The 15,060-nt window shown below is 73.2% G+C and carries 13 protein-coding genes; 7 read left to right on the top strand and 6 right to left on the bottom strand.

Annotated features, from left to right (window positions below):
* Window positions 1-81: 81 nt before the first annotated feature.
* Together BIV57_RS19855 and BIV57_RS19850 are read right to left on the bottom strand one after the other, a co-directional pair.
* A complete protein-coding gene (locus BIV57_RS19855; RefSeq protein ID WP_071658214.1) occupies window positions 82-1,167 on the bottom strand; it encodes a Gfo/Idh/MocA family protein in 1,086 nt (361 codons plus the stop codon).
* Window positions 1,152-1,844: a ThuA domain-containing protein gene (locus BIV57_RS19850; protein WP_071658213.1), complete on the bottom strand. Its 693-nt coding sequence runs from the start codon at window positions 1,842-1,844 to the stop codon at window positions 1,152-1,154. The genes BIV57_RS19855 and BIV57_RS19850 overlap by 16 nt, the downstream gene beginning before the upstream one ends.
* A 390-nt stretch (window positions 1,845-2,234) precedes the next feature.
* Between BIV57_RS19850 and BIV57_RS19845 the strand changes: the two genes are divergently transcribed.
* Complete coding sequence (locus BIV57_RS19845) at window positions 2,235-2,717, top strand: ATP-binding protein (RefSeq protein WP_071658212.1); 483 nt, start codon at window positions 2,235-2,237, stop codon at window positions 2,715-2,717.
* Between the two features lie 126 nt (window positions 2,718-2,843).
* On the opposite strand, the gene idi is transcribed toward BIV57_RS19845, so the two are convergent.
* Together idi and BIV57_RS19835 are read right to left on the bottom strand one after the other, a co-directional pair.
* Window positions 2,844-3,419 (bottom strand): isopentenyl-diphosphate Delta-isomerase, encoded by a 576-nt coding sequence (idi, locus tag BIV57_RS19840; RefSeq protein ID WP_071658211.1) that lies wholly within the window; start codon window positions 3,417-3,419, stop codon window positions 2,844-2,846.
* A gap of 98 nt (window positions 3,420-3,517) precedes the next feature.
* A complete protein-coding gene (locus BIV57_RS19835) occupies window positions 3,518-4,282 on the bottom strand; it encodes a FadR/GntR family transcriptional regulator (protein WP_071658210.1) in 765 nt (254 codons plus the stop codon).
* A gap of 201 nt (window positions 4,283-4,483) precedes the next feature.
* On the opposite strand from BIV57_RS19835, the gene BIV57_RS19830 reads away from it, so the two are divergent.
* The 4 genes from BIV57_RS19830 (at window position 4,484) to BIV57_RS19815 (ending at window position 10,436) form a co-directional block, all read left to right on the top strand.
* Window positions 4,484-5,554 carry a sugar ABC transporter substrate-binding protein gene (locus tag BIV57_RS19830; protein WP_071658209.1) on the top strand — a complete coding sequence of 357 codons (1,071 nt, stop codon included), beginning with the start codon at window positions 4,484-4,486 and terminating at the stop codon, window positions 5,552-5,554.
* Window positions 5,544-7,076 (top strand): sugar ABC transporter ATP-binding protein, encoded by a 1,533-nt coding sequence (locus tag BIV57_RS19825; protein WP_071658208.1) that lies wholly within the window; start codon window positions 5,544-5,546, stop codon window positions 7,074-7,076. The genes BIV57_RS19830 and BIV57_RS19825 overlap by 11 nt, the downstream gene beginning before the upstream one ends.
* Entirely contained in the window at window positions 7,069-8,076 is a 1,008-nt protein-coding gene (locus tag BIV57_RS19820) for an ABC transporter permease (RefSeq protein ID WP_071658207.1), read from the top strand. The genes BIV57_RS19825 and BIV57_RS19820 overlap by 8 nt, the downstream gene beginning before the upstream one ends.
* Window positions 8,077-8,408: 332 nt before the next feature.
* Complete coding sequence (locus BIV57_RS19815; protein ID WP_071658206.1) at window positions 8,409-10,436, top strand: glycosyl hydrolase family 18 protein; 2,028 nt, start codon at window positions 8,409-8,411, stop codon at window positions 10,434-10,436.
* 92 nt (window positions 10,437-10,528) lie between these two features.
* On the opposite strand, the gene BIV57_RS19810 is transcribed toward BIV57_RS19815, so the two are convergent.
* On the bottom strand, window positions 10,529-11,437 hold the full coding sequence (locus BIV57_RS19810; protein WP_071658236.1) for a DMT family transporter: 909 nt from the start codon (window positions 11,435-11,437) through the stop codon (window positions 10,529-10,531).
* A gap of 84 nt (window positions 11,438-11,521) precedes the next feature.
* On the bottom strand, window positions 11,522-12,406 hold the full coding sequence (locus tag BIV57_RS19805) for a DMT family transporter (protein ID WP_071658205.1): 885 nt from the start codon (window positions 12,404-12,406) through the stop codon (window positions 11,522-11,524).
* Window positions 12,407-12,634: 228 nt separating this feature from the next.
* Here BIV57_RS19805 and BIV57_RS19800 point away from each other — a divergent pair, with 228 nt between their 5' ends.
* Window positions 12,635-13,339 (top strand): TetR/AcrR family transcriptional regulator, encoded by a 705-nt coding sequence (locus BIV57_RS19800; RefSeq protein WP_079170516.1) that lies wholly within the window; start codon window positions 12,635-12,637, stop codon window positions 13,337-13,339.
* A 158-nt stretch (window positions 13,340-13,497) separates the two neighbouring features.
* Window positions 13,498-14,604 carry a calcium:cation antiporter gene (locus tag BIV57_RS19795; RefSeq protein ID WP_071658204.1) on the top strand — a complete coding sequence of 369 codons (1,107 nt, stop codon included), beginning with the start codon at window positions 13,498-13,500 and terminating at the stop codon, window positions 14,602-14,604.
* Window positions 14,605-15,060 lie beyond the last annotated feature (456 nt).

Here is a 15,060-nt window from a genome sequence, read left to right as displayed (position 1 = left end):
AGGTCACCGAGGGACGGGTGGGGTGCCGGGGCGGAGCGGAGGGGCGGCGGCGCTGCGCGGCGGGGCGCAGGCGCGGCGGCGTCAGACGATGGGCGCCGGCCGCTCGCAGGTGGAGGCCACCGCTACGGCGTTGCCGGACTCGGCCGCCTCCAGGAGCGACAGCATCACGTCGAGGACGTGCCGCGCCAACTCGCCCGACGCGCGGTGCGGTTCGCCGGACGCGACGCCCCGCGCCATGTCGGCGAGCCCGAACCCGCGGGAGGCGTCCCGGTAGCCCGCCTCGTCCGGCAGCGTCTCCCACTCCCCCGCGGTCCCGCGGTACAGCTCCACCGTCCCGCCGAACCCGTTCGGGTCCGGCACCGACACCGAGCCGTCCGTGCCGTGCACCTCGATCCGCGGCAGCCGCGCCGCGTGCACGTCGAAGCTCATCACCAGCGTGGAGAGCGCCCCCGAGGCGTGCTCGAGGACTCCGGTCACGTGGGTGGGGACCTCGACCGCGAACCGCGTCCCGGCCCGCGGCCCGCTGCCGATGACGCGCTCGTCCCGCGGCGTCGAGGAGAAGCCCGTCACCCGCGCCACCGGCCCGAGCAGGTGCACCAGCGACGAGAAGTAGTACGGCCCCATGTCGAGCAGCGGACCGCCGCCCGGCCGGTAGTAGAACTCCGGGTCCGGGTGCCAGCGTTCGTGCCCCGGGGTGGTCATGAACGCGGTGGCCGCCACCGGCGTCCCGATCAGGCCGTCGTCGACGGCCTTGCGCGCGGTCTGGGTGCCGGTGCCCAGCACGGTGTCCGGCGCACAGCCCACCCGCAGCCCGGCCGCCGCCGCGTGCTCCAGCACGCCGTCGGCCTCCTCGCGCGTGGTGGCCAGCGGCTTCTCGCCGTAGACGTGCTTGCCGGCGGCGAGCGCCGCCCGCGCCACCTCCGCGTGCACCGCGGGGATGGTCAGGTTGAGGACCGCGTCCACGTCGTCGCGGGCGAGCAGCTCGTCCACGCCGCCCTTGACGGCCACCGCGCCCGGCGCCTTCGCCGCGGCCTCCTCGGCCCTCGCCGGGTCGAGGTCGGTGACGGCGGTCAGCTGCAGCTCCGGCAGCTTGGGGAAGGTGTCGAGGTAGGCGCCGCTGATCTTGCCCGCGCCGACCATGCCGATCCGCATCAACGGCTCGCCCACAGCAGCCCCCGCTCGGTCAGGGCCCGCACCTCGGGCACGTCGAAGTCGTCGACCTTGTGGCCGATGGTGGAGACGAAGACCTTGCCCTCGCCCCACTGGCGCGTCCACACCGCCGGGACGGTGACGGGTTCGCGCCACGGGCCGTCGTGGTCGCCGGGGCGGAAGACGGTGGTGGCGAGCACGTCGTCCAGCGCGTCGGTGGAGACCCAGTACTGCTCGGTGTGGACGTCGAAGTCGGCGAGGCCGGCGACGACCGGGTGGTCGGCGCGCTCCTTGCGGATCGCCACGGTGTGGTCGAGGAACCCGGGCGGGTGCATCAGGAACTGCCCGCCGGTCATCAGCTGGTACTCCAGGCTGCCGCGGAAGGAGTCGCAGATGCCGCCGTGCCAGCCGGCCAGGCCGGTGCCGGCGCGGACCGCGGCCTCCAGGCCGGCGCGCTGCTCGCGGCTGATCTCGCCCATGGTCCAGCACTGCACCACCAGGTCGGTGGCGCCGAGCAGTTCGGCGTCCAGATAGCTGTCGAGGGTGTCGGACACCTCGACCGAGAAATCGTTGTCACGAAGGAAGGGGATGAAGAGGTCGGTGGCCTCGACGGGGGCATGGCCCTCCCAGCCGCCGCGCACCACGAGGGCGCGCCGGGGCCGGTTCGAGGCTGTTGTGTCTGCGCTCTGGGACACGCGCACACTCCGGGGACGTTCGGGTCGGCCGCGGCGGGCCGACGGGTCTGGACTTGCAGCCGGTCTCCCCCTTCCTGCCTCATCGGTGATCTCCCGTCAAGAGCCTGACCTCAGCAGGCCACCATCGGAGCGGATCGGGGCGGCTGTCCGAATGGACGCGTCGGGTGCGAACGCGCGGCTCAGCGGCGTCCGAAAACCGCCCCGCCGGACCCACCGCGGGCGATCGGAATCGGGCACCGACGGTCGGGATTCGGTCGAATCGCGCCGAGTTGCCGTGTCTCACACGATTCGGTCGGCCTGGCCTTACGCTCAGTGGCACTTGACCAACTGGCAATTGACGGACGTTGGCCGGTTCCATTCGCGAGGATCGGAAGGACGAGTGCTGCGCTGATGGACGTGAGCGGGAGTACCCCTCCCGACCCCGGAGCACTGGCCGGGCCCGGAGGCATTCCGGGGCCGGAGCTCTGGCACTTCACCGCGCCGACGGTGGAGTCCTCGGTCCCGCAGGCCCGCCGCGCGGTGCGGGACCTGCTCGGCTCGCACGGGCTCGCGCCGGGCGATCCGGTCGTGCAGGACCTGCTGCTGATCGTCTCGGAACTGGTGACCAACGCGGTCCGGCACGCGGCGCTGCTGACGCCCGAGGTGCGGGTGGAGGTCGCCTTCCAGGGCGCGTGGGTGCGGGTGGCGGTGCAGGACCGCCACCCCTACCGGCCGCACGCGCTGATGTCGGGGGCGACGGATTTCGGGCGGACGGGCGGCAGGGGGCTGCTGCTCGTCAAGGCGCTGACCGACGAGGGCGGCGGGCGCTGCGACGTCCTTCGGACGGAGGACGGCGGAAAGGTCGTCTGGGCGGAGTTGCCCAGGTACCGCTGAGTCCTGACGGACGGCCGGGTCCGGGCGGGGCGCGGTGGGTTGCGGCCGACCGGTCGCTCCCGGGTCACTCGCGCCCGCGCGGCGGAGCCGCACCTCGGCAGAGCCCCGCGCCCCTTACGGGGCGCCCTACCAGGCGCCGGTGAGCCGGCGGATCGCCGGGAGCGCCGCGTCCAGGACCGTCGGGAACCAGACGGAGAACTCCGAGCCCGGGGCCTCGCGCAGCTCCGCCAGCTCCGCCGCGGTGACGAAGCGGGTGTCCTCGACCTCGTCCGGGTCGGGGGCCATCGCCGCGTCGACCGTCCCGACGAAGAGGTGGTTGAACTCCCGCTCGATCAGCCCGGAGGCAGGGTCGGGGAGGTCGTAGCGGACGGTGCCGCCCTCCTCGATGCGGTTCGGCGCCGCGCCCAGCTCCTCGTAGGTGCGCCGGGCGGCCGCCGCGATCGGCGCCTCGTTCGGGTACGGGTGCCCGCAGCAGGTGTTGGACCACACCCCCGGCGAGTGGTACTTCGACATCGCGCGGCGCTGCAGCAGCATCCGCCCGCGGGTGTCGAAGAGGAAGACGGAGAACGCCCGGTGCGGCCGGCCCGGCGGCAGATGCGCGGAGAGCTTCTCCGCCGTGCCGATGGTGCGGCCGGCATCGTCGACCAGCTCCAGCATGATCTCCGCTGCGGTGGCGGTCTCCGATGTGGAGTCGGTCGTCATGGCGCGTCCTTCCTGGTGGGCCGCGGGGCCTGGCTGCGGATCGGCCTCCCAGTCTGCCCTATGGCCGTCCGCTCCCTGGTGTCAACCGGGCCCCTGGCTCACTCCTTCCCCTCCTTCGTGTCCCCCTTGGCGTCCTTGGCGTCGTCCTTTGCCGCGGCGGCGGGCCCGCCCTCCTCGTCCTCGACCCGTCCGAGCGCGTTGCGCAGCCACGACTCGGAGGTGTGCACATGCACCAGCGCGGCCGCCTGGGCCAGCGGGCCGTCCTGGGACTCCAGGGCGCGGAAGATGGCGCGGTGCTCGGCGAGGGTGACGGCGGCGGCCTCGGCGTCGACGATGCCGTGCCAGACGCGGCCGCGGACGGTGCGCCCGGAGACGCCGTCGAGGATGGAGACCAGCGTCTCGTTGCCGGTGGCGTGGACGACGGCGCGGTGGAAGGCGGCGTCGTGGCGGACCAGGCGTTCGATGTCGTCGCCGGCGTCGGCCATCTGCTCGAGGTGGCCGCGGACCTCGGCCAGGTGCTCGGGCGTCATCCGCTGGGCGGCGAGCGAGGTGGCGGTGGGCTCCAGCAGCCGGCGCACCTCCAGGACCTCCAGCAGGGTGTCGCCGCTGAGCAGGTCGATGGCGAAGCCGAGGCTCTGCAGCAGCAGGCCGGGCTCCAGGCTGGTGACGTAGGTGCCGTCGCCGCGCCGCACGTCCAGCACCCGGGCCACCTCGAGGGCCTTGACCGCCTCGCGCATCGAGTTGCGCGAGAGGCCGAGCTGGGCGGCGAGCTGCTGTTCCGGGGGGAGGCGCGAACCGGGGCTCAGTTCGCCGTCCCGGATCAGCTTGGTGATCTTCGCGATGGCGTCGTCGGTCAGGGCCATCCCCGCGCTCCCGATCTGAAGGTGGTCGCTCCGCGTCGTCCCGCGGATGTGTAGCGGCACAGTACTGGAGAACCGCCGACGGGCAGTAGTTGGATGTTCGGCTTAACAGTTCGGTGTCGTTCCGCCGGGGTATGGACACGCCCACGACAACTGCCCTAGAAAGACATCCGACCTTAGCGCAGGTGAGCGAAGGAGCCGTTGATGTCTTCTCAGCCGTCGCGCCGCACCGCCGTCCTGGCGACCGCGTTAGCACTGCTCTGCGTCCCCCTGGCCGCCTGCGGAAGCAGCACCAAGGGCGGGGCGTCCTCGTCGAAGCCGCTGGTCGGGGTCGACTACCCACGCGCCGACACCGACTTCTGGAACTCCTACATCAAGTACGTCCCGCAGTTCGCGGGCCAGCAGGGCGTCACCCTCAAGACGACGAACTCGCAGAACGACATCTCCAAGCTGGCGTCCAATGTGCAGACGCTGATCAGCCAGCAGGTCAAGGGCGTGGTGATCGCCCCGCAGGACACCGCGGCCGTCAAGCCGACCCTGCAGACGCTGGCCGCCAAGAAGATCCCGGTGGTCTCGATCGACACCCGGCCCGACTCCGGCAAGGTCTTCATGATCGTCCGGGCGGACAACAAGGCGTACGGCGAGAAGGCCTGCCGGTTCCTCGGCACCAAGCTCAAGGGCAAGGGCCGGGTCGTCGATCTGGAGGGCGACCTCACCTCGATCAACGGGCGGGACCGCACCGACGCCTTCAACGCCTGCATGAAGCAGAACTACCCGGGCATCACGGTCGTCGGCGAGCCCACCAACTGGGACCAGGACACCGCCTCCCGGAAGCTCAAGACCGATCTGCAGGGCGCGCCCGTCAACGGCGTCTACATGCAGGCCTCGTTCGCGCTCTCCGGCACCCTCCAGGCGCTGAAGCAGCGCGGGATGCTGGTGCCGCCGAGCAACCCCAAGCACGTCTACATCGTCTCCAACGACGGCATCCCGCAGGAGCTGAAGGACATCAAGGCGGGGCAGATCGACGCCACCGTCTCCCAGCCGGCCGACCAGTACGCCAAGTACGGGCTCTTCTACATCAAGGCCGCGATCGACGGGAAGACCTTCAAGCCGGGGAAGACCGACCACGGTTCGACGATCATCCGCACTCCGCAGGGCAACCTGGAGGACCAGCTGCCCGCCCCGCTGGTCACCCTGGACGGCGGCTCCTACGGCGGCATCACCAGCGTCAAGCCGGACGACACCAGCCTCTGGGGGAACCACCTTGGCGGCTGACGCTCCCTCGGCTCCCCCGGTGGTGGAGGCGATCGGCGTCACCAAGCGGTACGGGCCGACCACGGCGCTCGACGCGGTCGGCCTCTCCGTCGCCCCCGGCTCCACCCATGCCCTGGTGGGGCGGAACGGGGCGGGGAAGTCGACGCTGGTCTCCGTCCTCACCGGGCTCACCCCGGCCGACGCCGGCACCGTCCGCTTCCACGGCCGCCCCGCCCCGCACCTCGCCGACCGGGACGCCTGGCGGGAGGTGGTGGCCTGCGTCTACCAGCGCTCCACCACCATCCCCGGGCTCACCGTCGCCGAGAACCTCTTCCTGGGCCGCCATCCCCTCCGCGCGGGCCGCCTGATCAGCTGGCGGGAGCTGCGCCGCCGCGCCCGCGAGCTGCTGGAGACCTGGCAGGTGGACGTGGACGTGAGCCGCCCGGCCGGGGAACTGACGGTGGAGCAGCGGCAGTTCGTGGAGATCGCCCGCGCGCTGTCGTTCGGCGCCCGGTTCATCGTCCTGGACGAGCCCACCGCGCGCCTGGACGGCCCCGCCATCACCCGCCTCTTCGAGCAGCTGCGCCAGCTCCAGCGGCAGGGCGTGACCATCCTGTTCATCTCCCACCACCTCCAGGAGGTCTTCGAGATCTGCGACACCGTCACGGTCTTCCGCGACGCGCGGCACATCTCGACGCGGCCGGTGGCCGGGCTGGACGAGTCCGACCTGGTCGCCGACATGACCGGCGAGGTGCGGCTGCCGGGCGCGGCGCGGTCCGCCGCCGGGGACGCCGCGGACGGCGGACTCCTCGGTGCGGCGCCGGTGATGGAGGCGCGCGGGCTGGGCCTGGACGGCGCCTACCAGGACGTCGACCTGACGGTCCGTCCGGGCGAGATCGTCGGCCTGGCGGGGATCGCGTCCAGCGGGCGCACCGAGTTCGCCGAGACGGTCGCCGGGCTGCGCGCCCCCGACCGCGGCACGCTGGAGATCTCCGGGCGGCCGGCCCGCCCCGGGGACGTCCGGGCGGCGATCCGCGGCGGGGTGGGCCTGGTCCCTCAGGACCGGCACCACCAGGGCTTCGTCGCCAACCTCTCGGTGGCCGAGAACGCCACCATGACGGTGCCGGAGCGGCTGGGCCCGGCCGGCACCGTCCGGCCGTCGGCGCGGGACGCGCTGGCCCGGACGCTGATCGACCGGCTGGACATCAAGACGGACGGTCCGCGCCAACCCGTCGACGGCCTCTCCGGCGGCAACCAGCAGAAGGTGGTGATGGCCAGGGCGCTGGCCGGGGATCCGCGGCTGCTGGTGATGGTCTCCCCGACGGCGGGCGTCGACGTGCGCTCCAAGGAGACGCTGCTGTCCAACGTGGCCCGGGTGGCCGCGGAGGGCACGGGGGTTCTGATCGCCTCCGACGAGCTGGAGGACCTGCGCGGCTGCCACCGGGTGGTGGTGATGTTCGGCGGGCGGATCGCCGCCGAGCACGCGGCCGGGTGGCACGACAACGAGATGGTCGCGGCGATGGAGGGAATCGGCCATGCCTGACAACGCAACGGTGACGCTGCCGGGGATGCGGCGGCTGCCGGCCCTGGCGCGGCTCCGGGACCTCGCGCTGATCCCGGCGATCATCGTGGTGGCGATCGTCGGACAGGCCGTCAACCCGGTGTTCCTGGAGGGCGGGAACATCATCAACGTCCTCCAGACGATGTCCGAGATCGCGGTGATGGTGCTGGCGGAGACGCTGGTGCTGGTCGCCGGGAAGATGGACCTGTCGCTGGAGGCGACGTTCGGGCTGGCGCCCGGCATCGCGGCCTGGATCTGCCTGCCGGCGGGCGGCTCGGCGCACGGCCTGGGGTGGCTCGGGGGCGCCTGGTCGGTGCCGCTGACGCTGCTGGTGGGGCTGGCGATCGGGCTGCTCAACTCGCTGCTGATCGTGCGGTTCGGGCTGAGCGCGTTCATCGTCACGCTGGGGATGCAGATCACCCTGCACGGGATGCTGACCGGGATCTCGGGCGGCAAGACGTTCTTCAACCTGCCGTCTTCGATGCTCTACATCGGGACGGCGGAGTGGGGCGGGGTGCCGGTGTCGATCTGGCTCTGCCTGGTGCTGTTCGCGGCGGGCGTGGGCGTGCTCGGGTGGACGCGCGCGGGGCGGTCGCTCTACGCGATCGGCGGGAACACCGACGCGGCGAAGGCGGCCGGCATCCGGACGGACCGGGTGCTGTGGGTGGCGATCACCACGGCGAGCGTGCTGGCCGCGGTGGGCGGGCTGATGCTGACGGGGCGTCTGGCCTCGGTGGCGGCGGCGCAGGGCACCGGGGACATCTTCACGGTCTTCGCGGCGGCGGTGATCGGCGGGGTGAGCCTCAACGGGGGCAAGGGGACGGTCTTCGGGGCGTTCACCGGGATCCTGCTGCTGTACATGATCCAGAACGTGCTGACGCTGGCGGGGGTTCCGGCGCAGTGGATCGGGGCGTTCAACGGGGCGATCATCCTGGTGGCGCTGATCCTTTCGCGGATCACCTCGGGCAAGCGGCAGGAGTAGCGCCGACGCGGTGCGGGCCCGGCGCGGTGCGGGCCCGGCGCGGTGCGGGTCCGTCGCGGTGCGGGTCCGTCGCGGTGCGGGTCCGTCGCGACCGTCGCGGCGCGCGCGGCGCAGGGTCTGCCGCCCGTTCGCCCCGGCGCCCCACCCGCCCGCCGCGCGGGCGCGGGGGGCATGCCGGGGCCTTCTTCGGAGCAAGGATTGACGGGTACTTGACACGATCAGTGGTCTAGTCCACATTGGTCCGCGTCAGGGCATGCGCAGTCGGTCCGGCTGCCGGCTCCCCCTCGCCGGCGCCCCTGGTACCCCGTCAATCGCCCACCGGAGGACTTCCCATGGTCGTCCGCTCCTCCCGACGGCGCGCCTCGCTCGCCGCCGCGTTGTCCGCCGGCGCCGCCCTCGTCGGGCTCGGCGCCTCGCTGCTCACCGGCGGCCCCGCCGCCGCCCGCTCCGCGGCCCACCACGACAGCACCACCGGCGCCTCCGCCACCGGCGGCGGCCTCAAGGTGGCCTACTACGACCAGTGGTCGATCTACCAGAACGCCTACTACCCCAAGGCCCTGGACACCGGCGGCGCCGCCGGCAAACTCGACTACCTGCTCTACGACTTCGAGAACATCGACCCCGCCAACCTCACCTGCTTCGAGGCCACCAAGGCCGCGGACCAGGACGAGAACGACCCCAACGCGGGCGACGGCGCCGGCGACGCCTACGCCGACTACCAGAAGACGTACGGCGCCGACACCTCCGTCAACGGCCAGGCCGACACCTGGAACCAGCCGCTGGTCGGGAACTTCAACCAGCTCAAGGAGCTGAAGGCGAAGTACCCGCACCTGAAGATCCTGCTCTCACTGGGCGGCTGGACCTACTCCAAGTACTTCTCGGACGCGGCCGCCACCGACGCCTCCCGCAAGAAACTCGTCTCCTCCTGCGTCGACATGTTCATCAAGGGCAACCTGCCCGCACAGGGCGGCTACGGCGGCGCCGGCACCGCCAAGGGCATCTTCGACGGCTTCGACATCGACTGGGAGTACCCGGGCGGCGGCGGGCACGTCGGCAACCACTCCAGCCCGTCCGACAAGGCGGACTACACCGCCCTGCTGGCCGAGTTCCGCTCCGAGCTGGACGCCCAGGGCCAGGCCGACGGCCGCACCTACGCCCTCAGCGCGGCGCTGCCCGCCGGCCAGGACAAGATCGCCAACGTGCAGACCGACAAGATCGGCCAGTACCTCACCTTCGCCGATGCCATGACGTACGACATGCACGGCGGCTGGGAGCCGACCGGGCCGACGAACCATCAGGCCCCGCTCTACGACAACCCGTCGGACCCCTCGGCGGTGATCCCGCCGGGTCAGCAGAAGTACAGCATCGACGAGGCGGTCAGGGCGCTCACCGCGGGCGACTCCGCCTACGGCATCCCCGGCGGCTTCCCGCCGTCCAAGCTCAACCTGGGCGTCCCGTTCTACTACCGGGGCTGGACGGGCGTGCCGGCCGGCAGCGACCACGGGCTCTTCCAGACCGCCACCGGCCCGGCGCCCGGCGCCGCCGACTCGGGCAACGTCGCCGGCATCCGGATGTACAAGGAGCTGGGCGGGGTCGTCGACAACGCGGCCGACACCTACTGGGACCCGCTCGCCCAGGCCGCCTGGTTCTACGACGGCACCACCTTCTGGTCCGGCGAGGACGCCAGGTCGATCCAGGCGACGGCCGACTACCTGCACTGCAACGGCCTCGGCGGGACGATGATGTTCTCGCTCTACGACGATCCGTCGAACACGCTGCTCAACGACGTCGTCAACGCCACCAACGGCTCGGCGCCCGGCACCTGCCCGTCGCCGCCGAGCGGCTCCCCGACGCCGACGCAGTCGACGTCCGCCTCCGCCTCGCCGACGCCCACCCCGACCGGCAGCACCTCGGCGAGCCCGACGCCCACCTCCAGCGCCACCGGCACCCCGCCGGCCTCGGGCGGCGTGGTCAACGGCGGCTTCGAGAGCGGCGCACTGTCGCCGTGGACGTGCTCCGGCGGGCTCGGCACCGTGCAGAACACCACCGTGCACGGCGGGCAGTACGCGCTGGAGGGCAACCCGTCCTCGGCCGACACGGCGCAGTGCCAGCAGACGATCACGGTGAAGCCGGGCACCGCCTACACGCTGAGCGGCTACGTCGACGGCAACTACACCTACCTCGGCGTCTCCGGCACCGGCGGCACGGACACCTCCACCTGGACGTCCACCGGCGGCACCAGCTGGCAGAAGCTCAGCACCTCCTTCACCACCGGCGCCTCCACCACCAGCGTCACGGTCTATGTGCACGGCTGGTACGGCCAGGGCTCCTACACCGCGGACGACATCTCCGTGAGCTGACCCGGGCCGCCGCTCGGGCGCGGGCCGACCACGCTCACCCGCGCGGTTCCCCGCGCTCCTGCGGCGCGGTCGTCAGGCGAGGGGGCGGTCCGTCAGGAGGAGGCGTCCGCCACCGCCGTGGCGCCGCCCTTGGCCTGCGCGCGGGCGTCCCCCTTCGAGCTGAGCGCGGGCTGCCGGGAGAGCCCCACCGCGCCGAGCACCACCAGGCCGACGCCGAGCAGCTCCGGCACCAGCCACCAGCCGGTGCGCACCGTCTCGCTGTAGAGGGTGACGCCGAGCGAGAGCGAGATCAGCGCGTCGCCCAGGGTGAGGGCCGGCTGGGAGGCCACCAGCGGACCGGCCTGCATCGCGTTCTCCAGCAGGAACAGCGCCATCACGCCCATCAGCGCGAAGCCGTAGGTCTGCCAGGACGTCAGGAACCCGCTGAGCCCGCGGTGGTCGAAGGTGTCCGTCGCCGACTTCATCAGCGCGGCGGTGAGCGCGTTGCCGATCGCCGCCGCCGTCCCCAGGCAGGCCGCCCGCACCGGCCCGTCCGGGCGCTTGAGCGCCGCCGCCACCAGCGCGGCGATCGCGCCGAGGCAGCAGACCAGCGCGAGGATCCACAGCACCATCGGGGCCTGCGCGGTGCCGCCGTGCGGATTGGCGGCGGCCAGCGCCAGCGCCAGACCGGCGACGATGAACCCCGCCGACCACCAGGCGCTGCGCCAGACCCGTCGCTTGAGGATCGGGCCGACGAAGAAGAAGACGAAGGGCAGCTCCAGCACGAAGATCGGCTGGGCGAGGGCGAGCGGCCCGGTGGCCATCGCCACCGCCTGGAAGATCGCCGCGAAGATCACGCACAACATGCCGAAAGCCCAGGCGGGCTGCCGCAGCATGTCGATCAGCAGCTGGAACCGCATCGCCGAGGAGCCCGGGACGCGCAGCGCGGCACGGCGCTGCAGCACGGTCCCGCAGGCGTTGCTCGCCGCCCCGAGGATCGCGCACAGCACCGAGATGACGATCACTCTGGTCCACCTCGCAAGGGGCACTCCCGCCGTCCCGAGCCGGCCCGCGCCGACGCCTCCGTCCGCCGTCCTCCTAAGTTCCTAACCGATGAGACCCGTCTCGGCATTTCGACCCGCACCGCCCTCCCTGGTGAGAAGGACGACACCGCGGGCGCCGAGGACGGCCGCGGCGAGGGCGACGAGCGACCCCACCCATCCCCCGCTGAACCGCTCCCCCAGCAGCGCCACGCCCACCACCGCGGCGGCGGCCGGGTTGGCGAGGGTGAGCAGCGCCAGCGGCGCGCCCAGCCCGGCCCGGTAGGCGCTCTGCGCCAGCAGCATCCCGGCGGTCGCGCAGAGCGCCACAAGCGTGGCGACCAGCGCCAACTGCCAGGCGGGGGTGGAGCCGTGGTCGGTGAGGCGGACGGCGACGGTCTGCGAGAGCGCCGAGGCGATCCCGGAGCAGATGCCCGAGGCGGTGGCGTGCCGCGCGCCGAGGCCGCGTCCCACCGGGCCGCGCCGGCCGGGCAGCACCAGGGCGACGGTGAGGACGGCGGCGCCGCCCGCGACGGCGACCGCCTCGGGCGTGGAGAGCGCGCCGTTGGGGGCGACCCGTCCGGTGATCAGCAGCAGACCGGCGAGGCCGAGCAGGGTCAGGGTGGTGCCGCGCCACTCGTAGGAGGTGACCTTCCGCCGCGCCGAGCGGGCGCTCAGCGGGACGGCGGCGACCAGGGTGAGCGCGCCCATCGGCTGAACCAGCGTCAGCGGGCCGAAGCGGAGCGCGGCCACATGGAGGGCGGCGCCGGCCCCGTTGAGGAGCACCGCCCACCACCACGCGCCGCGGGCCAGCAGCCGGGTCAGGGCGTGCGCCTGGCGGCCGGGGGTGACCGCGTTCCGGGCGGCGAGTCGTTCCTGCACGACCGCGCCGACGGCATAGCCCGCCGCCGAGACGAGGGAGAGCAGGACGGCTGCGAGGGTGGCGGTCACCCCGGGGCCCCGGGCATCAGGCCGTCGCGCGCGCGGGCGCGCATGCGGGCGCAACTCATGGACAAATCCCCCTCCCGAGGCGGATCGCGCCCGCTCTGCCGTGCTGGGCGCTGCGGTACGGGAGCGTACCGGTACACCATCGTACCGATACGCTTGCGTGCCGATGAGACCGGGACTACGGTCGCATCACCCCACGTCACACCCGGCACCCGCAGGGAGCTTCGCACCATGCCGGCGCACCTCGCGTCCCCCTCGTCCCCGTCGTCGCACTCGTCCCCGTCGTCCCCGTCCGCCACTCCGGCATCACCGGCACCGCCCGTACGGCTCTCGCCCCGCTCCAAGATCAGCCCGGAGCGGGTGCGCGAGCTCCACGAGGCGGTGCTCGACCTGCTGCGCGAGGGCGGCTACCAGTCGCTCACCATGGAGGCCGTCGCGGCCCGCACCCGGTGCAGCAAGTCCACCCTCTACCGGCAGTGGAAGGGCAAGCCCGGCCTCGTCGCCGCGGCGCTGCGCACCTGCCGGCACCGCCCGCTCGGCGACATCGACACCGGCAGCCTCGCCGAGGACCTGCGCGCCGCCGCGCGCGCCATCGGCGACCGCGCGGTACGCGAGACCAACCTGATCCACGCCATCGCCCATGCCGCGATGAACGACAAGCGGCTCCGGCAGGCGCTGGTCGAGGCGCTGATCGAACCGGACGCGGCCGCGCTGGAGGCGATGGTGCGGCGCGGGGTGGAGCGCGGCGAGGTCGCCGCCGACAACCCGGCGGCCCGCTACATCGCGGCGCTGCTCTTCGGGGCGCTGCGCACCGCGCCGCTGGTGGAGGGGTGCTACGCGGACGCCGACTACCTGGTGGGCTGCGTCGACGCGGTGGCGCTGCCGGCGCTCGGGCTGGGCGAGCCGGTGCGGGCGGCGGGCCGCTCCGCGGCGTGACCGCGCCCGCCGGCCCGCGGGAGTGACGGACCGTCGGGGGTGACGGACCGTCGGGGGTGCGCCGTTCGGGTGCATCTGACAGCCCGTATCGCACCGGGTGCCGCAGTGGTGACGCTGAGCGCTTCTCACTCTCCGTCGACCCCTGGCAGGGTTGGAGCATGATCGCGACAGCCCGCCTCCGTCGGACCGCCGTGCAATGGACGACCCTGCTGCCGGTTCTCGGCATCATCGCCCTCGCCTTCACCTGGGGCACCTACCCGCCCGGCTGGGTGGTCGCGGTGTGCGCGGTGATCCTGGCGGGCGCCGTCCTGTCGGCCGTCCACCACGCCGAGGTGATCGCGCACAAGGTCGGCGAGCCGTTCGGCTCGCTGGTGCTGGCGGTGGCCGTCACGATCATCGAGGTGGCGCTGATCGTGACGCTGATGGCGGACGGCGGCGACAAGAGCGCCGGCCTCGCCCGGGACACCGTCTTCGCCGCCGTCATGATCACCACCAACGGCATCCTCGGACTCTGCCTGCTGGTGGGCGCGCTGCGGCACCGCACCGCGGTCTTCAACCAGTCCGGCACCGGCGCGGCGTTCGGCACGGTGGCCACCCTGGCGACGCTGAGCATGGTGCTGCCGACGTTCACCACCACGACGCCGGGCCCGAGCTTCTCGGGCTCCCAGCTGGTCTTCGCCGCGGTCGCCTCGGCGGTGCTCTACCTGATCTTCGTGATGACGCAGACCGTCCGGCACCGCGACTACTTCCTGCCGGTGCGGCGGGACGGCGGCGCGCCGAGCCAGGACTCCCACGCCGACCCGCCGACCCGTCAGGCGGCGCTCTTCAGCCTGGTGATGCTGGCGCTGGCGCTGGTCTCGGTGGTGGGGCTGGCGAAGGTGATCTCGCCGACCATCGAGAAGGGCGTGGCCTCGGCGGGGCTGCCGAACGCGGTGGTGGGCGTCGTCATCGCGCTGCTGGTGCTGCTGCCGGAGACGATCGCCGCGGTGCGCGCGGCGGGACGCGACCAGGTCCAGACCAGCGTCAACCTGGCGCTGGGCTCGGCGATGGCGTCCATCGGCCTCACCATCCCGGCGGTGGCCGTCGCCTCGATCTGGATGACCGGCCCCCTCAACCTCGGCCTGGGCCCGACCCACATGGTCCTGCTCGCCCTCACCGTGATCGTCGGCACCCTCACCATCATCCCCGGCCGCTCCACGCCCCTCCAGGGCGCCGTCCACCTCGCCATCCTCGCGGCCTACCTGGAACTCTCGGTAACGCCTTAGCCTCTGCCGCGCCCGGTTCGGACGAAGGCGAGCGTGGGGGCACGGGCGAGCCACCCGTCGCCGCCACGCCAGGCGGGGGCGGCGGCCCGCGGCGTCACAGCGTCGAGGGCGCGACCAGGGGCGGCACGGCCCTGCCCGCCCGGCCCGCCACGGCGGCCACCTCAACCCTGCGTGGTCCGCCGGCCGCCGACGGCCGCTCAGGCCGTCAGGTCCGCGGCGGCCGCGGGGTGTCCGGGCTGCTTTCCGGACCGCCGCCCGCGGCCTCAACCCCCGCTCACGCGCCAGCCATCGCCGCCGAGCCCGCGGACGACGGCCGCCAGGAGCGGCGCGGCCGGGGCGCCCGCTCCCAGCAGCGACGGCCACGTGGAACCGGGTCGTCGGCGGGCGATCAGGGCGTCGGGGCCGCATCGGCCCTGGGGGGCCGTCAGGCGTCGGTGCCCGCGGTCGCCCGTGACG

It is taken from the genome of Mangrovactinospora gilvigrisea, from assembly GCF_001879105.1.
Lineage (GTDB): Bacteria > Actinomycetota > Actinomycetes > Streptomycetales > Streptomycetaceae > Mangrovactinospora > Mangrovactinospora gilvigrisea.
This window is presented reverse-complemented; position numbering and strand designations above follow the sequence as displayed.